At 41.8% G+C, this 24,961-nt stretch carries 21 protein-coding genes; 14 read left to right on the plus strand and 7 right to left on the minus strand.

The features are described 5' to 3' along the window. Window positions 1–13: 13 nt before the first annotated feature. Window positions 14–736, plus strand: coding sequence for a CpcT/CpeT family chromophore lyase (locus ACKWBX_RS05415; protein WP_413967630.1), 723 nt, complete (start codon window positions 14–16; stop codon window positions 734–736). Window positions 737–961: 225 nt separating this feature from the next. On the opposite strand, the gene ACKWBX_RS05420 is transcribed toward ACKWBX_RS05415, so the two are convergent. The 5 genes from ACKWBX_RS05420 to ACKWBX_RS05440 form a co-directional block, all read right to left on the minus strand. Further along, window positions 962–1,795, minus strand: a complete 834-nt coding sequence (locus ACKWBX_RS05420; protein WP_413967631.1) for a hypothetical protein — start codon at window positions 1,793–1,795, stop codon at window positions 962–964. A 347-nt stretch (window positions 1,796–2,142) separates the two neighbouring features. Then, complete coding sequence (locus ACKWBX_RS05425; RefSeq protein WP_413967632.1) at window positions 2,143–2,454, minus strand: hypothetical protein; 312 nt, start codon at window positions 2,452–2,454, stop codon at window positions 2,143–2,145. Window positions 2,455–2,569: 115 nt separating this feature from the next. After that, window positions 2,570–3,253: a helix-turn-helix transcriptional regulator gene (locus ACKWBX_RS05430; protein WP_413967633.1), complete on the minus strand. Its 684-nt coding sequence runs from the start codon at window positions 3,251–3,253 to the stop codon at window positions 2,570–2,572. A 398-nt stretch (window positions 3,254–3,651) separates the two neighbouring features. Further along, window positions 3,652–4,458 carry an alpha/beta fold hydrolase gene (locus tag ACKWBX_RS05435; protein WP_413967634.1) on the minus strand — a complete coding sequence of 269 codons (807 nt, stop codon included), beginning with the start codon at window positions 4,456–4,458 and terminating at the stop codon, window positions 3,652–3,654. Between the two features lie 6 nt (window positions 4,459–4,464). After that, window positions 4,465–5,931: an amidohydrolase family protein gene (locus ACKWBX_RS05440; RefSeq protein WP_413967635.1), complete on the minus strand. Its 1,467-nt coding sequence runs from the start codon at window positions 5,929–5,931 to the stop codon at window positions 4,465–4,467. Between the two features lie 129 nt (window positions 5,932–6,060). Between ACKWBX_RS05440 and aceE the strand changes: the two genes are divergently transcribed. From aceE to ACKWBX_RS05455, 3 genes are all read left to right on the plus strand, one after another. Next, window positions 6,061–8,739, plus strand: coding sequence for a pyruvate dehydrogenase (acetyl-transferring), homodimeric type (aceE, locus tag ACKWBX_RS05445; protein WP_413967636.1), 2,679 nt, complete (start codon window positions 6,061–6,063; stop codon window positions 8,737–8,739). Between the two features lie 19 nt (window positions 8,740–8,758). Further along, window positions 8,759–10,384 (plus strand): 2-oxo acid dehydrogenase subunit E2, encoded by a 1,626-nt coding sequence (locus ACKWBX_RS05450; RefSeq protein ID WP_413967637.1) that lies wholly within the window; start codon window positions 8,759–8,761, stop codon window positions 10,382–10,384. A gap of 118 nt (window positions 10,385–10,502) precedes the next feature. Continuing rightward, window positions 10,503–11,015 (plus strand): DUF3598 family protein, encoded by a 513-nt coding sequence (locus ACKWBX_RS05455; protein ID WP_413967638.1) that lies wholly within the window; start codon window positions 10,503–10,505, stop codon window positions 11,013–11,015. A gap of 44 nt (window positions 11,016–11,059) precedes the next feature. On the opposite strand, the gene ACKWBX_RS05460 is transcribed toward ACKWBX_RS05455, so the two are convergent. Both ACKWBX_RS05460 and ACKWBX_RS05465 read right to left on the minus strand, forming a co-directional pair. Beyond that, complete coding sequence (locus ACKWBX_RS05460; protein WP_413967639.1) at window positions 11,060–11,707, minus strand: NAD(P)H-dependent oxidoreductase; 648 nt, start codon at window positions 11,705–11,707, stop codon at window positions 11,060–11,062. A 3-nt stretch (window positions 11,708–11,710) separates the two neighbouring features. Then, window positions 11,711–12,985, minus strand: a complete 1,275-nt coding sequence (locus ACKWBX_RS05465; protein WP_413967640.1) for an MFS transporter — start codon at window positions 12,983–12,985, stop codon at window positions 11,711–11,713. 250 nt (window positions 12,986–13,235) lie between these two features. On the opposite strand from ACKWBX_RS05465, the gene ACKWBX_RS05470 reads away from it, so the two are divergent. The 10 genes from ACKWBX_RS05470 to ACKWBX_RS05515 all read left to right on the plus strand — a co-directional run bounded on the left by ACKWBX_RS05470 (window position 13,236) and on the right by ACKWBX_RS05515 (window position 24,854). Continuing rightward, entirely contained in the window at window positions 13,236–14,498 is a 1,263-nt protein-coding gene (locus ACKWBX_RS05470) for a 3-isopropylmalate dehydratase large subunit (protein ID WP_413967641.1), read from the plus strand. 3 nt (window positions 14,499–14,501) lie between these two features. Then, window positions 14,502–15,848 carry a flavin monoamine oxidase family protein gene (locus ACKWBX_RS05475; protein WP_413967642.1) on the plus strand — a complete coding sequence of 449 codons (1,347 nt, stop codon included), beginning with the start codon at window positions 14,502–14,504 and terminating at the stop codon, window positions 15,846–15,848. Window positions 15,849–15,860: 12 nt separating this feature from the next. Beyond that, window positions 15,861–16,385: a 3-isopropylmalate dehydratase small subunit gene (locus tag ACKWBX_RS05480; RefSeq protein ID WP_413967643.1), complete on the plus strand. Its 525-nt coding sequence runs from the start codon at window positions 15,861–15,863 to the stop codon at window positions 16,383–16,385. 8 nt (window positions 16,386–16,393) lie between these two features. Further along, window positions 16,394–17,170, plus strand: coding sequence for an HpcH/HpaI aldolase family protein (locus ACKWBX_RS05485; RefSeq protein WP_413967644.1), 777 nt, complete (start codon window positions 16,394–16,396; stop codon window positions 17,168–17,170). A gap of 3 nt (window positions 17,171–17,173) precedes the next feature. Continuing rightward, the gene (locus tag ACKWBX_RS05490; protein WP_413967645.1) at window positions 17,174–17,485 is read left to right on the plus strand and encodes a hypothetical protein; all 312 of its coding nucleotides are present in this window, start codon (window positions 17,174–17,176) and stop codon (window positions 17,483–17,485) included. 11 nt (window positions 17,486–17,496) lie between these two features. Then, entirely contained in the window at window positions 17,497–18,330 is an 834-nt protein-coding gene (locus tag ACKWBX_RS05495) for an SDR family NAD(P)-dependent oxidoreductase (RefSeq protein ID WP_413967646.1), read from the plus strand. A gap of 82 nt (window positions 18,331–18,412) precedes the next feature. Continuing rightward, complete coding sequence (locus tag ACKWBX_RS05500) at window positions 18,413–20,485, plus strand: hydantoinase/oxoprolinase family protein (protein ID WP_413967647.1); 2,073 nt, start codon at window positions 18,413–18,415, stop codon at window positions 20,483–20,485. Next, window positions 20,486–21,913, plus strand: a complete 1,428-nt coding sequence (locus ACKWBX_RS05505; protein WP_413967648.1) for an FAD-dependent oxidoreductase — start codon at window positions 20,486–20,488, stop codon at window positions 21,911–21,913. It abuts the gene before it with no gap. A 122-nt stretch (window positions 21,914–22,035) separates the two neighbouring features. Then, entirely contained in the window at window positions 22,036–23,655 is a 1,620-nt protein-coding gene (locus ACKWBX_RS05510; RefSeq protein WP_413967649.1) for a hydantoinase B/oxoprolinase family protein, read from the plus strand. A gap of 11 nt (window positions 23,656–23,666) precedes the next feature. Then, the gene (locus ACKWBX_RS05515; protein ID WP_413967650.1) at window positions 23,667–24,854 is read left to right on the plus strand and encodes a methyltransferase domain-containing protein; all 1,188 of its coding nucleotides are present in this window, start codon (window positions 23,667–23,669) and stop codon (window positions 24,852–24,854) included. Window positions 24,855–24,961: the final 107 nt, after the last annotated feature.

A 24,961-nucleotide genomic window follows, 5' to 3' on the forward strand; every position in this document is an offset into this window, starting at 1 on the left:
TGAAATTGATACTATGGGAACTTTTATAAAAAAAATCACTGTAGCTTTTTCTATCGCTTTGGTACTGGTTATTTCCGGGTGTAAAGAAAAAGCAAAAGAAGTAGGGAAGACGGAAACCCAAGTAAGCGAGAAACTTACTCTTGATGAACAAATTGATGAAATCATGCGCATGTGGCCGGGTAAATATAACAATGACAAACAATGTGCAACGGCGGAAGCTAACGGGGAAGCTGTATGGCGATTGGATGATTCCGGTGAAAATGGATATTTAAATGTAGAATCGCACTACATTAAATTGGACAAACCGGAAATTGCCGAACATGTATTGTATGTTGAGGAATACAGGGACCATCAACCGGACGCTATATATAGGCAACGTATTTATACCATTTATGAAAAGGACAGCGTAATCCAGGTGAAAATGTGGCCATTTAAGGATAAGAAAAAATACTTAGGGGCCTGGAAAAATCCTTCTATGCTGGATAGTCTTTCCGTAGAGGAAATAAGTTCCTATCCGGATATCTGTGATCTTTTGGTTAAACAAGTAGATGGTAAATACAACATGAAGATGAATGGAAAGGATTGCACCCTTGGGACAAAGACGTTTAATTACGAAGTAATGTTGAGTGAGGATGTTTTTGCCTATCGCGATAAAATCACCGATAAGGAGACAGATTCCGTTATTTCAACGGCGGCCAATTATGCCTTTCATAATTTGAATCGAATAACACAATAATTACGTTCCTATTTTTTAGTAGAAAAAAATTCAGACAGCAATATCGATGGTTTTCTGACGGTTTGGCTAAACGTAGTGCGGAGTCAAGTAAACTTTCCGTTTCCGTCTGGTCTACGAGCAAAGCTTTTTGTTTTGTAATTATTTTTTCTTTTTTACTTGCCAAATCCAAAAGATTTGGCGGACTTAATAAACACGCCCAAGCCTTTAGATAAAGTATTTACCGCTCTATTTGCTATAGGTATTATTTTTCAATTTCTTGATTATCAGCTCGTTAAAATCACTTTTATTTAAAATTCTGTTTTCGTTAGTGTTGGTATTTCTTAAGAAAATAAAGTCATTGGTTTGACCAAAGAAAATCAATTCTTTAGTGGTCTTTATCTCTTTTTTATCATTTATTAAATTAATAGAATAGTCAGCATCTCCATTTCTAATTCTCTCTGCACGTTTTAAATTTATATCTGAATAAACTATAAATGCTACAATCATTAAGATGAAATATACAAATAGTATAACCTTGGGGTTCTTTTTATTTTTAGAGTGTTGATAAAGTTTAAATTTTAAAAGAAATATTATACCCCAAATAATCATTAATAATACTATCATTTTTGAGTTTGGTAAAGACTTGCCGATTTTTCTAAATATTGCAAAGTATGCAACAAGAAGTATAGGTATTAAATTCAAATATAGACTTGTGGCTATTGAAATTATCCAGTAAGTGTGTTTTGAGATTTTTTTGAATGTAGCGTGTTTGATTTTATTAATTCCCTGATAGGGATTAAACCTGTCCATTTCCATCTCTGAATCAATATCCTCATTACTCCCGAATACAACCATTGGAGCTGATATTATAATCATGAAAAGCAACGTTACAATAATTGCAGAACCTACTGGTATAAAGGAAAAAGCTAGTTCTTGTACTGTTAGGTAATATAAAATATCAACTCCGAATTTATCGTAATATAGGCTTTTATCAAAGTAGCCAAAACAAACTAAAATAATATAGACTATTGGTATAGATTCTTTTAAAAAACTTAATGTAGATTTTTTATTTTCAGACATTTATTAATCGGATATCCTCTTTTTATAATTATCGCCAATGCCGCACTATGTGGAGTCCGGCGAATTTCACGGAAATATAGCAAAATCCGTTCAACAATGATTAGTGAATCGGGCTTCCGTGCAATCACATGTCATTGTTCGTCAAGGAGTCCGCGCGAGCGGACGTTGCCTTGTGGGGTTTTGCGGTATTGGGAGTGAAATTCGCCGTACCGGATTGCATACCCGCCTACCGGACGGGCAGGTAGCGTTTTGATATGTCGAGTAATCGAGCTGTAGCGGCGATATTGGCAAAAGAGTCCCTTATCCTACGGATTTTGAGATCTGGTATAGCGCGACGTTGTGCCCAGTTATTTTTCTAGTTTATTGAATATTTCAAAATGCTGAAATATAAATTCTTTTTGATCAATCGTGCTAAAAATCGGAATTAATTCTTTCGCTTTCATAGCTTTTTCAGATGCATTTTTTGCCGACTTTAAATCAGTCCAGTAAACAATATCTAAAAATCTTCCGTCTTCCGCTAATGCCGTTTTTCTTGAAATAAATCCAGGTTGTTCACTTACAAAGTCATTTAGTTTTGTAATTGATTCTTTGGCTTCTTTAGGATTTATTCCGTCTACTGATTTCCACATCACCATTTCAATGATTGTTACTTGTTCCATATTACTTTTCTTTGTGTCTGACTGTTTACAACTGAATACAGTCAAGACTATTAGTCCAATGATTAAATTTTTCATAAGTCAAAAGTAAAATAGGTCGGTGACAGCCCTATGTCAACTATGCTTGGAAACTTTCAAAATATTCTTGAAGATTGAAGTGTTTTAGCTTTTCAAATGGTATTAGAGTATTATTTAAATGAGAGATTCTATCTAACCTAAATTCCCTCAATTCATCTCGCAGGTGGCAAAAAGCAATAACAATCCATACATTATTGGTAAAATAAACAGCTTGTGGTTCAATATTTCGTTTGGTAAGTTCTTCTTTATACAACGAATTATAAGTGATGGAAGCTTGAGTTTTTGAAGAAATAGCATTCTGAATATCTGAAAGCCAATTACTTTCAATGATGTCACCTTTGTGAAAGTTTAAGGTTCTTGACGAAAGCAATTCCACATTTTCTTTCTGAAAATTTTTGAGCGTTGATTTTATTTTGATGAGTAATGAATTGAAATTCTTAGATAGTGATTTATCTCCTTGTTTTTTAATGAATGTCTCGGATATAATTAAACTGTTCGCTTCTTCTTCAGTTAAAGATATCGGTGGCAACCGATAACCATCAACTATAAAGTAACCAACTCCATTTTCTGAGCTAATTGGAACTCCAGCGTCTTGTAATGTTTTAACATCTCTGTATACTGTTCTTAGACTAATTTCAAAACGTTCAGCAATTTCTTTAGCCGTCACTATTTTTTTGGATTGTAACTGCATTAAAATTGCTGTTATTCTTGTTAGTCTATTCATTCGGTTCTAATTGGGCACAACGTGTGTATAATAAATATATGTTGATTATAATCAAATATAATGTATAAACCACATATGCAGTTTATACCACTTATGACGATGGTTCAATCTAACTTTGGTGTGATTGGCTGTGGAAAAGTTTCATATTAAGCCGCCGTTTTAGGAAACGACATATTTAAGAAACTGACTATTTAGTTTCCAGTTCCATTTGTCGTTCTTTTTAACAGTTCCGTTAATTCACGTTTTTCACACGCTTTCTTCGCAGGATTTTAAATAAAAAAGCTGTCCGCTAGTAGTTTATGATTTTTATGACCCGAAACTCGTATACATTTTAAACTTAATAGTTCCGGGTGAGGCAAAATATTTTATCAGTTACAATGGTCTTACTTCAGACTGAATTACTGTAGAAAATCGCGAATGACCTCTGTGCATTTTTCAGGTAGCTCATAAAATAGGAATGCGCCACCTTTGGGGATTGTTACCCGTTCACTATTCGGAATAAGCTCCAATAGTTTTTCCTGCCGACTTACAAAGGTGTCATTTTCGCCTTGAATAAGAAGTACAGGACATTTTAAGCTTTGCAAAGCCGGATTTCGATTCCATCCTAAAACCCCGTAATGGGCATCATAAGGTCTTAGTTTGGACCACATAGTGTTCAAAAAAGGGATAAGCACATCCATGGTCCCGCTATTGGGTAGGTATTGAACAAAACGTTTCCAAGTGGACAGTAAACTGGAACCATCTTTTTCTAGCTCATGGTGCCTTTTTATGGGAAGATTCTTTTTAAAGGCTTCGGACTCTTGTTTGGTCTTGGGTCCACTTGTTCCGGAAAATATAATTTTTGAAACACGATGGGCTTGTAGGTGTGCAATATTCATCGCTAATAATGCACCTCCATGATGTCCTAAAATGTGGCACTTTTCAATTTTTAAATGATCTAGAACGGTTATTGCGGCTTTGGTATATTCTTCTACGCCCAATTCAAAGGCTGGATCATCGGAATTACCGTGGCCCGGCCAGTCAAAAGAAATTAATTGATAACGATCTTTTAAATAAGGAACGAGCCCCGCATACTCTTCCGAAGAGGAGGAAGATTGATGGATTAGAAAAAACGCTTCCCCGGAACCAATGGTCCAATAATGCAATTTTCCAAACGGGCCTTGAACATATCCTTTTTCTATTTCTTTGATGGCGGTCGTGAGCATAGGATTCTAATTAGCTGTTTTGAGCTTTTGACGTAAACGGTTCAAATCATTTTTATCATGAAGCTTTCCGTCTCGTATTACGGCTTCGATCTCTTTGGTATTTTTGATATTTTTTAAGGGGTTGGCATTCAACAAAACCAAATCTGCCATCATACCTTCTTCAATGCGCCCTAGTTCATTTTCCATCTTAAAATATTTTGCAGGCTGTAGGGTAGCGGCATCCAGGGCTTCCAACGGTGTAAGCCCTCCCTGTACCAAGAGTTCCAGTTCTTTATGAAGGCTATGGCCCGGGGTCAAAAAAAAGATAGGCGCATCGGTCCCTGCCATCATTTTCACATCGGCAGCCTTTAAAGTCATGATCATTTTGAACATCCATTTGGCATACGTATCAAAGGCTTCGCTTTTTGGAGATTTCAGATAGCGCGATAAACGTACATTCCAACCCGTGAAAACGGAATCTGGCAGTAGCTCAAAAGAAGTTCTCCATTCCTCCGAACCAAAAAACCGGGAAGAAGCGACCGTCATAATGGTGAGGGTGGGTACTTGCCAAACATGGTTATCGGCCAGTTTTTTAAGCACCAATGCCTTTCTTTCCGCATCTTCGTTATTAAGGGCATAATTGCGCTGGGCATCGTGTATTTGGGTCCTCAGTTTAAAACCGGATTCATTCCTCCCCTCTTGCAATAGCGCCCTACGGACCTGTAGAAGACTATCCCAGTTTTTGCTGAAGGCCAATTCCAAATTCCTTAAATGTTCCATGCTTCGGATGCCGGCCTCGGCAACATCAAGAGCATCCAAACTTAAGGGCACATGCCCTGTAACGGGTATTTGAAGGCTATCTGCCATTTTCATAATATGCATAAAAACGTCTGGCGAGAGCATTTCGTAGAGTTTTAGTACATCTACACCGGCTTCGTGGAGCCTTGAAACTTGATTTTTTGCTGTTTTATAATTGGCCACGGTAACACCAAGTTTTGGAAAACTGCCATTACCGGTATACACGGTGGGTTGCCCATCGAGCAAGGGACCGGTAATTTTTACTCTAGGCGTATTTTTCGGGTCTTTGTCCGCCGCTTTTTTCAACGGGACCGTTAAGTGCAATTCTCCACCGGTATCACGGATACTGGTAATACCGTGGACCAAAAATAGGTCGAACATAGCGGGGGCCAGGTCCCTATTATAGGTCAAATGTACGTGGGTGTCCCACAGACCGGGAATCAGAAATTTACCAGTTCCGTCAATAATTTGGGCTTCTTTGCTAATGACAACAGCTTCTTGCGCGCTAAAAACCTTGGAAATGATATTCCCTTTAATTTGAACAGTTTGCGCTTTTCTGCTACCATTTTGCGCATCGATTACGGTAACATTTTTAATAATCGTTCCACTGAGCGGCTCGTCCGTTGAACAACTAACAAGGAGCGTAGCTGTCAACATAATCGCGCTTAAGAAGTATTTTTTAATCGGTACAAACATTCGTTAAAATTTCACATCCTAAATATAGTTAATATAATTAATAATTAATATTGTTAACTATTTTATTTATATTTGATTTCTTTCCTAAATGGAATTTTCTTCAACTATAGTAAAGATAGTTTGATTGTTATGAATGATACAGCTCAAAAGACCGATTCAGATTGGCAATTGGAATTAACCGAATGGATTGCCTCGTTAGAAGAATTTATTAACGATCAAGGCGATGCCAAAACCACCCAATTAATACACGAACTGCGTTCGTTCGCACAGCGAAAAGGAGTAAGACTTGCGGGAGAAGCGCTCAACTCTCCCTATATAAATACCATCAATGCCAAAGACCAGCCACCTTATCCGGGCGATACGGTAATGGAGAAAAAAATCGAAAACATTAATCGTTGGAACGCCATGGCCATGGTTTTACAAGGCTATGATAGCGGAGAAGGGGTAGGCGGACATATTGCGACCTACGCTTCTGCGGCGAGCATGTACGAGGTAGGGCAAAACCATATTTTTAGAAAACAATCGGAGGAATACGGGGGCGATTTGGTTTCCTTTCAACCACATGCCGCACCAGGAGTCTATGCGCGTGCGTTTTTAGAGGGAAGAATATCAGAAAAACAGCTTAAAAATTTTAGGCGGGAGTTACAGCCCGAAGGCGGTTTACCTTCGTATCCGCATCCGCGGAGAATGCCCGATTTTTGGGAGATTCCATCGGCCTCCATGGGATTGATAGGTGTAAGCTCCATCTATCAGGCCAGATTTCAAAAATATTTGGAAAACAGAGGGTTAAAACCTAAAAAAGGAGGGTTGATTTGGGCCTTTGTAGGCGATGGTGAAATGGATGAACCAGAGACATTGGGAACGTTGAACATTGCCTCTAGGGAACAACTGGACAATTTTGTTTTGGTCGTGAACTGTAATCTACAGCGCCTGGATGGTCCCGTCCGCGGTAATGGAAAAATTATCCAAGAATTGGAGCGTAGCTTTTTGGGCGCCGGATGGAACGTGACCAAGGTTATTTGGGGCAGTGAGTGGGATGCGCTACTGGCACGTGACGATAAGGGGATTTTAGTGGACCGTATGAACAAGGCACTGGACGGTGATTATCAATTGTATTCCGTGCTTCCAGGGGATAAGGTCCGTGAACACTGGGTGAAGGATAATCCAGAGCTGGAAAAACTGATGCAATCCCTTTCCGATGAGGAAATACGGACCATTCGTAGGGGAGGCCATGATTACAAAAAGATTTTTGCCGCATTCGAGAAAGCGGCAAGGCCCAATGGTAAACCGAGTGTTATCTTGATGAAAACGCTAAAAGGCTATGGTATGGGCAGTTCCGGTGAAGGAAAAAATACCACGCACCAGAAAAAGAATATGAATGCCGAGGAACGAATTGAAGCCGCAAAACGATTTGGGATTCCATTGAGCGAAGAAGAGGCGAAACAGGCAAAATTCTATAAACCTGCGGACAATAGCCCAGAAATGCAGTACATGCGCCAAAGACGGGAGCAACTGGGCGGTTATATTCCCGAACGTAAAGACGAAAGCAAACCCATTCAAACGCCTGATGATTCACTCTTTGATGAGTTTTATGCGGGTACGGATGACCGTGAGGTATCCACTACCATGGTTTTGGTACGTATCATTTCCAAACTGCTGAGGCATGATGGTGTAAAGGACTACATAGTTCCGATTATCCCAGATGAAGCAAGAACGTTTGGAATGGACGGCCTTTTCCGTCATGCAGGAATATACCAACCCAAAGGGCAGTTGTATCAACCTGTAGATACGGGAAGTATTTCATATTATCGAGAGAGTACGGACGGGCAAATTCTCCAGGAAGGTATTTGTGAAGCGGGAGCTCTAGCGTCATTTATGGCAGCAGGTTCGGCTTACTCGTTACACGGCCTGCCCATGATTCCGTTCTATATTTTCTACTCCATTTTTGGTTTTCAGCGAGTCGGTGATATGATCTGGGCCTGCGGCGACATGATGGTGAAAGGGTTTTTGATCGGAGGTACTTCCGGTAGAACAACCCTGAACGGCGAGGGCGTACAGCATCAAGATGGGCACTCTCACGTACTGTCTAGCATCGTTCCCAATATGAAAAGTTACGATCCTACTTTTGCCTATGAACTGGCGGTCATCATAAAAGACGGTATCTATCGTATGTATGAACTTCAGGAGAAGATTTTTTACTACATCACGGTAACCAATGAAAATTATGCCATGCCCCTTATGCCGGAGGAAGTTACCAATGGTATAATTAAAGGAATGTATCGCTATCAGAAATCCAGCAAAAAAATTACCAAAGACAGAAAGGTGCATTTAATGGGGAGCGGTTCTATTATGATGCAGGTTATCGAAGCCAAAAAGATGCTGGAGGATATGGGTATTTCCACGGATATCTGGAGCGTGACAAGTTATACCGAATTACAACGGGACGCGTTAGCGGTAGAACGAGAGAAACTACTCTCCACGGCCGCAAAAAAACCAAAAAATTACCTGGAGACCCTGTTGGAAAAGGAAACCGGGGTATTCGTTTCCGCATCGGATTATGTGAAACAGTTGGGTATGGGCATCTCCAAATGGATGCCGGAACGCTATCATGTTTTAGGAACCGATGGCTATGGGTTAAGCGAAGGAAGGTCCGATTTACGAAACTATTTTGAGATAAGCGCCAAATACATTGTGTTGGGTGCCTTGCAATTATTGCATGAAGACGGTTCTGTATCGGTGAAAGAGGTAAAGGACTTTATCAAGGCCCAAAACATTGACCTGATGAAAATGAACCCGGCAGAAGTGTAATGCTAAAAGAGAAGAAAACATGACCGAGCTTAAATTACCGTCATTGGGCGAAGGCATAGAAAAAGGAACCATCATATCCATTTCCGTGAAAGTTGGCGATACCATCGCAACGGAGCAAACCTTGATGGAAGTGGAAACGGATAAAGTGGTGGTTGAGGTACCTGCTGATGCTGCTGGCACCGTTACTGAAATTCTTGTGAATACGGGTGATGAAATTGCAGAAGGCACCCCAATACTAAAACTCTCATCCGATGAAACTGCGGAAAAAGAACAAAAACCCGTTGCCATTTCTGCTGAAGAGGAAGCAGCGGTCAGGACGCTCATAAAAGATTCAAAAGTAGAAAATAAAACATTACCGAAAGTCGCCCAAAAGCCTCTAGTTTCCAACACCTTGAAATTACCCTCGTTGGGTGAGGGAATCGAGAAAGGTATGGTCATCTCCATACAAGTAAAGTCGGGCGATACTGTTGTTGCAGAGCAGACTTTGATGGAAGTAGAAACGGACAAGGTAGTGGTTGAAGTACCGTCCGATGTCTCGGGTACCATAGAAGAAGTTTTAGTGGCCATTGGCGAAGAAATTGGGGAAGGCACACCCATCATAAAACTGAAAAGTGCTGAAAGTACGCAACAGGGAGAGGATGAAAAATTGGAGGTTGTTCCGCCAAAAGCGATAAGAACAGAAGACCCCATTCCGGTTAAAAACCAAGCAAATACCACTGAAGCAACACCTACGAACAGCACAAATAAAAAAGGAAAATTCAGGGCTTCCCCCTTGGCGCGGAAAATGGCCAGGGAGATAGGTATTGATATTACGATGGTTACTTTGTCTAATGGCAGAAGTAGGATTTCGGTGAATGATGTGAAGGAATACAGTAAGGCTTTGAATACGAATAGGACCAAAAACGGTACACCTTCGGTTGAGTTTGATCTACCGGACTTTAGCAAATGGGGGAGCATCCATAAGGAGCATATGTCCAGTATAGCACAGGCTACGAGCAAAAACATGACAATTACCTGGAGTCAGGTTCCCCATGCTTGGTTGCAGGAAAAAGTAGATATTACGGACTTAGAGGCTAAAAGACAGGAACATAAACATCAAATAAAGGCAAAAGGTGGTGCACTCACTATTACCAGTATTTTAGTAAAAGTGCTGGCCAAAGCCCTTGAAGAGTTTCCTGTTTTCAATACCAGTTTGGATACAGATGCTAATGAAATTATTTACAAAGACTATATTCACATAGGCGTAGCGGTAGATTCTGACCGGGGTTTAATGGTGCCGATAATTAGGGATGCCGACCAAAAAGGCATTCTGGAGATTTCCCAGGATTTGGTATCGCTCTCGCAAAGTGTCAAAGAGAAAAAAATTAAACCCGAAGAACTGCAAGGGGGAACCTTTACGATTTCTAATTTGGGGGGTATCGGGACTTCGGCTATTTTTCCTTTAGTGAATCACCCGCAAACGGCTATTTTGGGTGTTGCGGCAAGCCAGACGGAGGCAGTTTGGAGAGATGGAAATTTTGAACCTCGTTTACGCATGCCCCTGACCATAGGTTTTGACCACCGGATCATTAATGGTGCCGATGCTGCTAGATTTTTAAAGTATGTAAAAACACTTTTGGAAGATTGGTTTCTTTGGAATTTGTAATTTTTATTTTTAGCATATAATGATAAATGTCATGTTTTTGAAAAAATTTAATAGTTAATATTGTTAATGATTAACATAATTAACTATATTTAAAACATATCAATTAATACCAAATACCATGAAAGAATTAAAATTATTTCCAAAACATGCCGGAATTTGGGAGGGCAAGTATAGAAGAATTGATGCCAATGGCAAATTGATTGACGAATGGAACAGTAGATTAACTTGCGCTATGTTGCCAGGGAGGAAATACCATCAAGTAAATGAATACATGTGGGACGATGGTTTTAAGGAATGTTTGGATTTTGGGGTATGTCCGTTTGATGACGATGGAAATTTGATTTTTGAAAATCCAAGATTATCCGGGAAAGCATGGGAAAGCGGGGAGAGCGTTATTCTGATTTGGGAATATAAGCACAGACCCGGGTTAAAACTTTTTGAACAGATTGATTTAATTGGGAACGACGACCACCGTATTCGGGTCTGGAAATGGTCCGAGGGCGATAAATTCAATGGAGTCACTATGATCGAGGAGCGTAAAGTTTGCGGACAGGATGGTATTGACCCTCAATTCTGGGAAGATTTACCAAAGAACAGGACTAACGGCCAGGAGTCAAGGTCGGATAATTAATAGCAGCTACCATAACATAAAAAAGACCTTGCAAGAGGTCTTTTTTATGCAAAGTGCTTTTCTAAATAAGTGTTATAATCCAATAAAATTTTCTTTCTTTCCGGGTCGCCGATCCTAGAGACACCATATGCGGCAAAGTCCGGTAATACTTCAAACCCTACCAAACCCAATACCCCTTGGTGAATGTTTTTTAGGATATCGGATAAAGTTCTTCCGTGTACACCTTTTGGAGTATAAAATTCGGCAGGGCTTCCTGTTGTCACACATAAAAACGCTTTCTTTCCTTTAAACCTACCCTTGTCAAAAAAACCGTACGCACCACCATAGGCGAATCCGTAGGCAAGCACGCGGTCTATCCATCCTTTTAGAATAGCGGGCACATCAAACCACCATAGCGGAAAGTTAAAGATAAGTACGTCCGCTTCGAGCAAAAGTTGCATTTCTTTTTTCAATTCAGGAACAAAGCTATCCGTTTCATGGGCATGTAGTTGCTCACTGGCGTATTTGTAGTAATCCGCATCGGATAGCTTAATAAAATCATGTTTACCGCCTACGGGATTAAATTTATCGGCATATAAATCGGACATACTTACTTGGTGTCCCTCTTTTTCAAAATAGGTTTTGGCGGTTATTGCCAATGATGAACAAAATGATTCTTTATTCTCATGGGCGTGAACAATACAAATGTTCATAGGCTATACTTTTTCAGATTCCAAGGGTTCTGCATGAAATTCACGGTATTTGCCCAATAATAGTAGCGGTACGGAACCTACTATAAATGCGATCATGGCGTATCCCAAAATAGTGTCATAACTACCGGTGTTCGCAAAGAATTTTCCAAAGATTACTGGACCGAATCCGGCTCCCATAGCAAAGAAACCATACAAAAAGCCATAAATGGCGGCATAGTTTTTCATACCAAAATAACGCGATACTAAATAAGCCATTAAATCATATTCCACACCGGCGCCAAAACCTAAAATAATGACTGCAATCAGGGCATTGGCATAAGTTAAATCCGCACTTTGCAAAAGATAACAGGAGAGCGCCGGGATGCTAAGCAGGAAAAAAGCGACGGCCGGTGCCCAGAAACGGTCCAAAAGATAACCGCCTACCAATCTGCCCACCAATACGGCATAACCAATGATGCTGGCCAGTACAACGGCATCGGACACCTCAAAACCTTTACTGCTGAGCATCCGCTCCAGATTGGGAATAGGCCCGCCTACAGCAAAGGATATCAGGATAAAACAAAAAGCGAGTATCCAAAATCGCCAGTCTTTTAACGCTTGGGATACGGTCATACCCGCTTTGTTGGTTTTGGTCGGGTTGGTCACCGTTTTACGCATTTTTGCTACTTTATCGGCAACTTTTGGGTCATCGGTATCCCTAAAAAAGAAATAGGCTAGGGGCAATGCGATCAATAATGGGAGTAGGCCAACACCAAGATAGGCCAATTTCCATCCAACAGTATTGATAAGCGAAAAAGCATATAGCTTGGCCAGTGCACCAAAAAGTCCGGTGCCCAGCAGCGAAAGCCCCAATGCCAATCCCCTGTTTTCATTGAACCAATTATTGATGGCCCTAGTCCAGGTCATGGGCAGGGTACCTGCGCCCGCAATGGCCAAAATACCCCATAAACTGTAATAAAGCACCGTAGAACCTGTGTTGAAATTGAATGCGATAAAACTAAGACCGAACAGAAAAAGCGACCAAAGTGCGGTTTTGCGCGCGCCAATTTTATCGGCAACATATCCTACCAAAGGGCTTGCAAACAATGCTACGATGGTGAAAACAGTTATCCCCCCCATAACGGTACCCATATCCCATCCAAAATTTTTGGTCAACGGAATGGCAAAAACACCAATCGTATAGAAAGGTAACGGAGACATGCCAAGGCCTATCCCAAAGGTGGACGATAGTATTACAGGCCAACCGAACTTGAATTCTTTAAAACTTCGCTTTTTCAATATAATAGTTTTTTAGGTTGATGAACTCAATGAACCAACATGGCCGAACATCAGGTTTTATAAGTGGTTGATTAAATTAAGAATAAAATGGACGCTACCTATTTTTAAGATAACATACTTGTTTTCAGGGAACAATCGCTTTTTGAAATCCAAATGATTAACTTTATTAATAATTAATATTGTTAACTAAAATAAAATAAATATCTTAGACCGAAGAAGTTATTGGACTAAATAATTAAAAATTATGGGAATGACCATTACAGAAAAAATAATGGCGCGTAACAGCGGTCGTGAGAAGGTAGTGCCAGGAGAGTTGGTATGGACAGATATTCATACCGTGATGACGATGGATTATTTAGGAAAAACTTGTTTTGATAAATTCAGGTCTTTGGGTAAAACGGAAGTTTTTGATAAAGACCGTGTAATTTGTGTTTCGGATCACTTGGTGCCGCCCCCAAATCAGAAATTTGCGAATATGTTGAATGAATGGCGTGAAGTTGTCAAAGCACATGACATCACCAATTTTTATGATTTGGGCAGACAGGGCATCGCTCACCAGATTATGGTAGAGCAGGGTCATGTGCTGCCGGGTACCATAAGTATAGGGACAGATTCCCATGCCAATACCTATGGAGCCGTAGGGGCCATGGGAAACGCTATCGGGGTTACAGATGCGGCTGTGGCCATGGCTACCGGGAAGGCCTGGTTTCGAATTCCCGAATCGGTAAAATTTAATATCACCGGTACGTGGCAGCCTTGGGTAATGGCCAAGGATTTAAGCCTGCACATCATGGGGATGATGCACTGGAACGGTCATTTGCTATACAAGGCCTTGGAATTTACCGGCCCCGCGATTGAAAGTTTGAGCATGCCGGGCAGGATGACATTATGTAATATGACCGTTGATTTAGGTGCTAAAAACGGAATAGTGGCCCCGGATAAAATCACGGAAAGATACTTACGGAACAGAACTACGGACAAGTGGGATTTTATAACGAGTGACGAAGATGCGCACTATGACCAGGTTTACGATATTGATATTTCTGACTTGGCGCCCACGGTGGCTTTGCCTGGAAAATTGGACGATACGGTTACCGTAGATCAGCTGATCGGTAAAAAATTCAACAAGGCTTTTGTGGGTACTTGTACCAATGGGCGTTTGGAAGATATTGCCATCATGGCCGAAATTATGAAGGACAAACAGGTACACCGTGACGTGAATATGATTTTGGTTCCTGCGAGTCAGACCGTGTATTTGGATGCACTAAAAGCCGGCCATTTAGAAACCTTGGTCAAAGCGGGTGTAGCGGTTGATACTCCTAGTTGCGCGGCCTGTGCAGGCATTCATACCGGTGTTGCCGGGGATGGTGATATTGTGTTGAGTGCCGGTAACCGAAATATGACAGGACGTATGGGCAGTAAAAAAGCCGAAATTTATTTAACCTCTCCTTCGGTGGTTGCCGCTTCGGCAATTAGGGGAGAAGTAACAGATCCAAGAACTTTTGATATATAAGTTGTGAAAAGAAGAATCTTTATACGAAATTCGGCGATGGCGGGTGCTGCTTTGGGCTTGTTGCCCATTTCATGTGCCAAATCCGCTCCAGATACGGAATATTTGATTCTGGGCGGTGGAATTTCGGGGCTTTTCTTGGCAAACTTATTGGAGAAAGCTGGCAAGGATTATATGCTTTTGGAAGGAAGTAATCGGCTAGGTGGTAGAATGTTCACTAGGACGGATATTAATCGTGATGTTGGCGGAAGAGGTATTGGGGATAAATACCACAATCTACTTCCTTTGATAAAGGAGACCGGTGTGGAGATGATAGACATTACGGACTTTATGAATTCACCAACTGCTATTTACATGAACGGGGAATTGCAACATCCATGGCCTGAGGATAAGGTAAAGCCCTATATGCATCAATTTATGGCCTTGGGCAAATCGGATTACCTGCCCAGTTTGGATGCATGGTATCAAAGTCCAAAATGGGACGAGCCTTATGCACAATTTCTTATGAAAAATGGCTTGTCAGAAGAGGAGGTTGCGGTGGCGGACATCAGTCTAAATTATAATGACGTTTATAAAACTTCGGCAATAAACGCACATCACAGTAGGGCTTTCGGAAAATACAATGGTTCAAAAAGAGCCCTGAATTTTAAGGGAGGGACAATCGCTTTTATCAATAAAATAGTCAAAACTCTGAAGAAACCCGTACTGACCCATAAAATGGTAACCCAAATCGATGATGGAGAAAATGCCGTAAAGGTAACCTGTAAAGATGGTTCGTCCTATAGCGCAAAAAAAGTGATTTCTACTTTGCCGTTTACTACATTACGTGATGTGAAAATGAATATGGGCCTAAATGCAAATCAGGCCAAGGCCATACAAAACTTAGTGTACACGAACATTACCCAGATACATTTGGCACACACCGAAAACTATTGGGAAGAAGATGGTATTCCTTTGGATATGTGGACGGACACCTCCATTGAACGTGTTATGAACGTAGGTTCATCGCCTACCGAAAAACAAATAGCATGTTGGGTCAATGGAAAAGGAACCGCTTTTTTTGATGCGATGTCAGAGACTGAAATAGCGGAGTATACCATAAAAAAAATGAATGAAATACGACCTGCATCCGTTGGAAAATTGGAATATCTGGGAACGCAGAATTGGGGAAAATACGAATACAATAAAGGGGCTTATGTTGAATTTGCTCCAGGACAAGCGGAGTGGTTTTTGGATATGATCAGGCCAGCAGGCAATGTCCATTTCGCAGGAGAGCATACAGCTCATGAAAATCGGGGTATGGAAGCAGCCGCGGAGTCCGCGAATAGAGTTTACAAAGAATTAATAAGTTAAAACAAGTACGAAATGATAAAAGGAAAATGTTGGGTTGCTGATGATTACGTGATGGCCTATGATATTATCATTCAGGAATATTGGACATCTCCCATAGACCCTGCCGAAAATAGTAAATGGGTCATGGCAGGGGTAAAAGAGGAGTTCAATAAGGAAAATGGTTTTAAGGATAAGGGATATACGTTTATTGTGGCAGGACACAACTTTGCCGGAGGAGGAAAATCCATTGAGCACGTGATTACCGGACTTATGGGCGCAGGCATAAAAGTGGTTTTTGCGACAAGTTTTGCACGGCTCCAATTTAGGAACGCCATTAATTACGGTATGCCGTTCGTGACCAGTACGGATATTGATAAAGGCTGCGAAACTGGCGATGAACTGGAGTATGACCCGGATACGGGCATTATTAAGAATCTGACTAAAGGAACGGAGTTTAAATCGGTTCCCGCAGCACCTTTTGTTGCCGAAGTAGGCGAAGCAGGTGGATTGATGAATTATGTGCGTGAAAAAATAGCAAAAGGGGAACCCATAGAATAATCGATAGGATGAAGCAGAATAAACTAAAGAAGATTATAGGAGAAGGTGGCGCCGGTTTTGGAGTAATTTCACCGACTACCGATCCTATTATTTGCGAATATATTGGATTGATGGGCATGGATTTTTATATGCTGGACGCGGAGCATGGGGCCATTACGGCTTCGGATGTGACCAATATGGTACGTGCATGTGAACTTAGGGATACAACCCCTTTGGCAAGAATAAGAAGTGTGGACGCAAAACTCATTCTACAATATATGGATGCTGGTGTTATGGGCGTAATGATGCCAAGTATTGATAATGTGGACGATGTAAAAAGACTGGTAGCGGCTATAAAATACCCGCCTATGGGTAAAAGAGGTTTGGGACCGGTACGTGCGGCGGATTATATGCAGGGACCTATGGGCCAAGAAAAATATGTGTCTTTTTCCAACGAACAAACCTTGGTGCTGCCACAGATAGAATCCATGGAATGTGTTCGCAATCTATCGGAAATGTGCAAAATAGATGGGGTAGATGGTTTTATTATCGGACCAAGGGATCTGGCCATGTCCATGGGCTATTATGACGGGCCGGGGCATGATGAGGTAAAAAAAGTGCTGGATGATATTTTTAGTACAATCAAGGCTTCGGACAAATGGTTCGGGACGGTTGCAGGAACGGCGGAACAAGCTTCCGGGTTAGTGGAAAAGGGAGCATCATTGGTGATGAATTCCGTTCAGGGATTACTAAAGACCTCAGGGAACGCTTTCCTGAAAGGAAGAAAAGAACTCATAAACAAATAAACTATGGCTGCTTTGGTAGTGCTTTTTAATTTAAAGGATGAATCGGCTCGTGAAGCCTATGAAAAATGGGCAAAAACTACCGATGTCCCTACGGCTTCGGCAATGGAATCCGTAGACAGTTTTAAAGTCTTTAAAATGGGAAACATCATGGGTACGGAAAATCCATCTCCATACCAATATTGTGAGGTTTTGGAAATTAACGATATGGGAAAGTTAGGTGAAGAAGTTGGTTCTGAAGCTATGAAGAAAGTAGCGGCGGAATTTCAGGAATTTGCGGATAATCCCATGTTTGTCATCTCGGAACAAATAGCATAAATATTCTTGACATGTACAATTTAAAGGGTAAAACAGCAATTGTCACGGGTTCGGGCCGAATAGATGGTATTGGTGAAGCCATTGTTTTAAAATTGGCGGAGAATGGTTGCAATGTTGTGATTACGGACATTGGAGAGGCACAAGGAGAGAATTTCAGCAAAGAACATATTGGCACTACGGACGATATGGAAACTATCGTTAAAAAAGCAAAAGTAAAGGGTGTAAATGCCATGGCCGTTGCTTGCGATATCCGTTTTGAAAATCAAGTGGCCAGTTTGATAAAGACTACCAGGGAGGCTTTTGGCAGTGTGGATATCATGGTAAACAACGCTGGTGTAGGGTATATTATGGAACCTTTCACGGAATTTAAAGAGGAGAGTTGGGATGCAGTTTTGGATGTAAACCTGAAAGGTGCTTTTTTATGTTCCAAGCATGCAGCGATTGCAATGATGGATCAAGGCAAAGGAGGCGCAATTATAAATATCGCCAGTCAAGCAGCTAAATCAGGTTTCCCCTATGCGGCCGCTTATACGGCATCCAAACATGGTATGATAGGCCTTACGCGATCCAATGCGGTAGAACTAGGCCAACATAAAATACGTGTAAACGCTGTTTGCCCCAACCATATCACTACGGGTTTAGGCCATTGGCAAAACAAGTTTTTCAGTGATAAACTAGGCTTGGAATATGATGATTATCTACAAAGTATCGTAGATAAAAATCCTCTGAAAAGAACGGGTTTGGTCACCGATATCGCAAAAGCAGTGGCTTTTTTGGCCTCTGACCAAGCGGATTACATTACCGGGGAAGCAATGAACGTTTCTGGAGGGGAAGAATACCATTAAGCATTAAACTCAAATACAAATACAAAAATCAAATTCAAAATAACAGAATTTTGAATTTGTATTTGACACTTGAACTTTAAATATGAAACTAGGAATAGACATAGGTGGGACATTTACGGATTTTGTGCTATTTGACGATGATAGCAACCAACTGTATTTTGCGAAGACCCTGACCACATATCCGGACCCCACAGTGGGTATTTTCAACGGAATAAAGGAAATTGAGGATAAATATAATTTTCCGGTCAAGAATATGGAAGGTATCGTGCACGGTACTACTTTGGTGACCAATGCGGTCATAGAACGAAAAGGGGCTAAAACGGCATTTATTACCACCAAAGGATTTGAAGATGTTTTGGAGATAGGCCGTGAAATGCGTTACGATATTTACGATATTTTCTTGACGATGCCCAAACCTTTGGTACCAAGAAACCAAAGAATAGGTGTCGCTGAACGTGTGGATACCCATGGTACTATTTTAACGCCCTTGGATGAAGATGCGCTCGGAAGTCTGGCAAAAACATTGAAAGATAATGGTATAGAAGCCGTTGGCGTATGTTTATTGAACTCGTTTGCCAACACTGCGCACGAAAAAGCTTTGGGAGACTTTCTATCCAAGAATGTTCCCGACATCTATTATAGTCTTTCTTCGGAAATAATGCCGGAAATACGTGAATACGAGAGAAGTTCGGCCACTGCGATGAATGCCTACGTTCAACCCATAACGGATAAATATTTAAAGGATTTTGAAACGCAGTTGCGGGAATCCGGTTTCGATGGAAATATAAATATCATGATTTCCAGTGGAAAATTAACAACGATCGATGGGGCGCGAAAATCCCCTATTCATTTGTTGGAATCGGGTCCTGCGGGTGGTGCCATGGCGGGTGTTTTCTACGGGAAGCATTTGCAGGAGGAAAACCTTTTGTGTTTTGATATGGGGGGTACCACGGCAAAAGCCTGCGTTATTTATGAAGGCAAACCGGAGATTACCAATCATTTTGAGGCGGGCCGTGTAAAACGGTTCAAAAAAGGAAGCGGGCTTCCTGTACGTATCCCGGTAATCGATTTAATTGAAATTGGGGCCGGTGGTGGCAGCATTGCCCGTGTCAATACTATTGGGTTGCTAACGGTTGGTCCGGACAGTGCATCGTCTACGCCGGGACCTGCTTGCTACAATTTAGGAGGAGAAGACCCTACCGTAACCGATGCCGATTTGGTATTGGGGTATTTGAATGCGGATTACTTTCTTGGAGGCGAAATGAAATTGAGTGTTGAAGCCGCTCGAAAGGCTATCGAAAATAAACTGGCAAAACCCATGGGCATCTCTGTTGAAGAAGCAGCTATGGGCGTACATAAGATCGTAAATGAAAATATGGCCAATGCCGCTCGTGTGCACGTACTGGAAAAAGGGATGGATCCGCGTCATTTTAATATGATAGGTTTCGGTGGTGCCGGCCCGGTACATTCTTTTGGTGTCGCAAAGTTGTTGAACGCAAAACGCTTGATTATTCCCGTAGGTGCGGGAGTTACTTCTGCCTTGGGCTTTTTGGTCTCGCCCGTGGCCAGCGAAAAAATACATTCCTTCATTGGGGAACTGGACAGTTTGGACTGGGGAGAAGTGAATGCCTTCTTGGAAGATATGGAGCAGGACGGTTATCATTTCTTGGCGCAATCCGGTATTGATAAAAAAGATGCAAAAGTAGAGCGCGTGGTAGAAATGCGCTATGCAGGTCAAGGACATGAAATTACTATTGAACTTCCCGAAGGAAAATTAGATGCAGGTCATATCAAAGAGATTGAAAAGCGTTTTGTCAAGGAATATGAGTTTCGTTATAACCGTTCCATAAAAGGTATGGCTATGGAAATGGTGACTTGGCGTGTCATCGTACAAGGGCCTACCCCGGAAATGAAGGTAAAACAGTTTTCCACTATCGCTTCGGATGCCGAAGCATACAAAGGAACCAGAAAAGTATATTTTGAAGAAACAGGTTATTTGGATTGCCCCGTATATGATAGATACGCGCTTAAACCTGATGAAGAATTTGACGGCCCTGCCATTATTGAAGAAACGGAAAGTACCACTGTGGTAGGAATTAACAGTACTGTTCAGGTTGATAAGGATAAGAACATTCTCATAGAGTTAAAATACTAGATGCAATACGATATTCTTATAGTCGGTGCGGGAACAGCTGGAATGGCATGTGCCATTGGTGCCGCAGAGCGCGGCTTAAAAGTAGGCGTGGTAGAGAAGGTAGATTATGTGGGCGGAGCCTTACATTGGTCAGGGGGCCACATGAGCGCGGGTGGCGTGCGTATTCAGAAAGAGAAGAATATTGAAGATTCCCCCGAAAAACATTTAGAGGATATCTTTCGCATCAACGGAAAGTCGGGAGATTTTGATTTAATTGAAAAAGCGGTGTATGAAGCACCCAAGACTATTGATTGGTTAGACAGATTGGGGATGGAATGGGCAAAGGATTGCCCTAGAATCATCTACGGTCATGTAGCTTATGAAACGCCAAGGACCATTTACGGACCCGAAAAAGCCATGAGCATATATAAGGTTTTACTTCCCGAATGGGAAAAATACATAACGACCGGTACTATTCAGATCCACTTTAATCATTCGTTTATCGGTCTTTCTAAAATTGATGATAGATACGATACGGTAATATGTAAGACTCCAGAAGGAGAAAAAAAATATACCGGGAAACACATCGTCATTACCACTGGAGGCTATGGTAGCAATCCCGCTTATTTTCAAGAAAAGCATGGGGATATTCCTTTGGTGAGCAGCTGTTATCCAACGGCTACCGCAGACGGCCATATGATTATCGAAGCGCAAGGGGCACAGTTCAGGTTTGGCGAGCATCACTTGCCCAGTCTTGGCGGTATGGAAGAAGAGGAGGGCAGTGGTCGTGTTGATTTTAACAAAGCCTGGGCCATGGTATTGACTTCCGTATACCGCCAACCTCGCGATATTTATGTGAATGCGCATGGGAAACGGTTTATTAGGGAAGACGAAGTAGATGCCGAAACCCGGGAATTGGCTACAATGAAACAACCCGACTGGTGTTTTTGGGTAATTTTTGACGAGAAAGCACTTGTGGCCAAAGACCAAAATGGAAATCATAACCCTTTGATTATTGGTTGGGCGGTAGAGGAGATTCGGGAAGAAGCCAAAAAAGGACGCTCTTTTAAAGCTGCCGATTCTATTGAGGAATTGGCTCAAAAAACAGGTTTGCCCGTTGGGAATCTTAAACAGACCATAGCTGATTATAACCGTATGGTAGAAACTAAAACGGATATGGAATTTGGTCGTGAATACTTGGAAGACCCTATATCCGAAGCACCGTTTTATGCTTTAAAGGTGCATGCTTCGGTACTGGTCACTTTTGGCGGAATCAAGGTTGATAAAAATTTACAAATATTGGATGCCGAGGGCAAACCTATGAAAGGGCTTTATGGAGCCGGCGAGTTTTTGGGACTTGGCGCTACGAGCGGAAGTTCATTCTGTAGCGGAATGGCCATAACACCTGCGCTCGGTTTCGGTCGGTGGTTGGGAAAAACACTCACTTAGAACTTTATATCAGAAACATAGGAAAAATCGATATTACGATCACTAAGTTTTGTGATAAATCAATTCATATATTAATCAAAATTAGTTAACTTAGTTAACTAATTTGAAGCATACACATCAATATGCAAGTAACACAAACAAAATTTGACCCTATTGCCCTGAGTATATTGTGGTCAAGGCTGATAAGTATCGTAGATGAGGCAGGTACAACTCTGCAACGTACTTCTTTCTCAACGGTAACGCGCGAGAGCAATGATTTCGCCGTGGTTTTGATGGATAAAAAAGGACGCTCCATAGCACAGTCCAGCGTTTCCGTACCTTCATTTTTAGGGGTATTGCCCATGTTGACCAAAGCGTTGTTGAAGGATTATTTTCCCGAGGACAGTTGGGAAGAAGGAGATGTAGTAATGACAAATGATCCTTGGCTTTGCGCAGGCCATAAACCGGATATCGGTATCGTATCCCCTATATTTTATGAAAAAAATCTCATCGGTTTTATAGGTACCATTGCACATTCGCCGGATATGGGCGGTGTACTCTGGGGAGCCGGTTCTAGGGATTTGTACGAAGAAGGATTGATGGTGCCGCCCACCAAATTGATTTCCAAAGGGAAACCTAATCAGACACTCTTTACTATTCTAGAGGTAAATGTCCGCGCTGCGGACCAGACCATCGGGGATATTCGCGCGCAGATCGCGGCGAACGATCAAGGTATTAAGTCTTTGATGAAATTAATGGAGGAAAATGATTTAACGGACCTTCAGGATTTGGCAGATGCCGTTATCAACGCCTCGGAAAAAGCGATGCGCGAAGCATTGTTGGCAGCTCCGGACGGAAGCTATACTTACGAATACGATACCGATGGCGATGGTAAAGGAAACGGTTGCCATTTTGAGATTACTATAAATATTAAAGGCGATGAAATTCATGCGGATTATACCGGAACTTCAGGCGCACATCCGTTGAGCATTAACGCGGTATTAAATTACACCTATGCCTACACGGCCTATCCTATTAAATGTACCTTTAGTCCGGATGTTCCCAATAATGACGGTTCATTTTACCCCATAAAGGTAACGGCGCCCAAGGGCTGCTTGGTAAACGCGCAGAAGCCCTCTCCCCTTGGGGCAAGAAATATTACAGGGAATATGTTGCATTCCGTGGTATTCGGAGCTTTGGCCAAAGCGGTGCCGGAACAAGTACAGGCGGACTGTGGCAGTGCCTGTTGGTGTATTGTCTTGAACGGGGAACACAAGGGTAAAGAGTTTGTGGAGTATTTCTTTTTGAACGGTGGATATGGTGCACGGCCTAATATGGATGGCGAACACGTGCTCAGTTTCCCGACCAACGTAGCCAATGTGCCTATAGAGGTGTTGGAAACCGATGTGGCCGTTTTAGTTACCGAAAAATCCCTGATTCCCAATTCAGGCGGAAAAGGACAATTTAGAGGTGGTCTTGGACAGCGTTTTAGTTTTAAGAACGTGGGTGAAAACTCTTTGAATATATCGCTCTTGACCGAAAAAACCCAAACACACGCCAAAGGAATATTGATGGGGCAAGACGGTGAAATGGGGTCAATGGAAATTATTCCACACCGCGAATTTCCACCAAAAGGACTGGATAAATTACATCCGGGTGAAGAGTTGATACTAACGTTGCCGGGCGGCGGCGGATATGGAGACCCTTCAAAAAGGGATAGGAAGGCAATAGCCGAAGATAGAATTTTAGGATATATTAGTTAAAAAGAAAACATATGAGCGTACGAAACTTACCTCCTGTTTATAATAAAATAGCCCAACACGCTGTTTTTCCGGAGATGAACCATGATGAGCGGGCCAGATACAATTTTTTGGCGAATTTGAACAAGCATTTGGCGCACGTATCTACAGGCAATAAAGTAGCTTTTGAAAATCGGGTGGAACCTAAATTTGAAAAGGAGCATGGCAGAAAAATTGCATCCACTGAGGAATTAAAAGAAGCCATTAGTAAAGATTCGCATTACCAAATGTGGTCCTCTTTGCGAAGAAGCACTATGGAAATGCGACAGCAAGCCGGTCGCTCAATTGTTTTGCGTCAGGCCGAAGCATTAAGGGATAAAGTAAAGGCACTCAATAAGGGCAGAGATTCCTTGGTTTTGGATGAGAGTGTTGAGGTGCCTGCTTATTTATTGGCATGCGATAACCATATTATGCCAGGGAGTTATCATACGGAGCTTATCGAGGATGACGTTACGCCCGCGGCAAATTATGACACCGGTCTTTTTGTAACCACGGCTGGCCTTTTAGGACGCTACAGTGATGGAGGTGGAAAAGCTATTGTCAGCTGGGTAAAGAAAACCTATCCCGATTTCAATCCAAAACGAATTTTGGATATCGGTTGCGGTATGGGGCATAATGTCTTGCCAATCGCTAAGGCATTTCCGGATGCTGAGGTCATCGGTATCGATACCGGAGCACCCATGTTGCGCTATGCGCACGCTCGGGCCATGGATTTAGGTGTCACAAACGTCAAGTTTATGCAAATGGATGCTGCCAAAACAACCTTTGAAGATGAATCTTTTGACTGGGTACAATCCACGATGTTCTTTCATGAAACCGGAGGTAAATCCATCTATAAAATTATGGATGAAGTATACCGAGTGTTAAAACCGGGCGGACTCACATTACATATTGAGCAGCCTCAATACACGGATGATATGAGCCTTTTTGAAAAATTCATTCGTGATTGGGATGCATTGTACAATAACGAACCGTACTGGTCAAAAATGCACGATATAGAACCCTTGGATTTAATGAAAGCTTCAGGGTTTAGAGCCGAAGATTTTATGCGAATTGGGGCGAAGGCCGAGAACGATTTGGATGATGGTTCGGAGAAAGCTAATGAACCCGAGGACCATGGCCGTTCCCCGATCTGGAATGTATTTGGGGCGATAAAAAACTAGAGCCTGTTTGAGTTTTTATGATTAGAATTGGTATAGGTCATTTTTGTGACCTTTTAGGCAAAATTTTTAAGCATAGCCTAAGCTACGATTCAAAATTTTAACGCAGA

The organism is Maribacter algae (assembly GCF_047345745.1).
In the GTDB taxonomy this organism is placed as follows: domain Bacteria; phylum Bacteroidota; class Bacteroidia; order Flavobacteriales; family Flavobacteriaceae; genus Maribacter.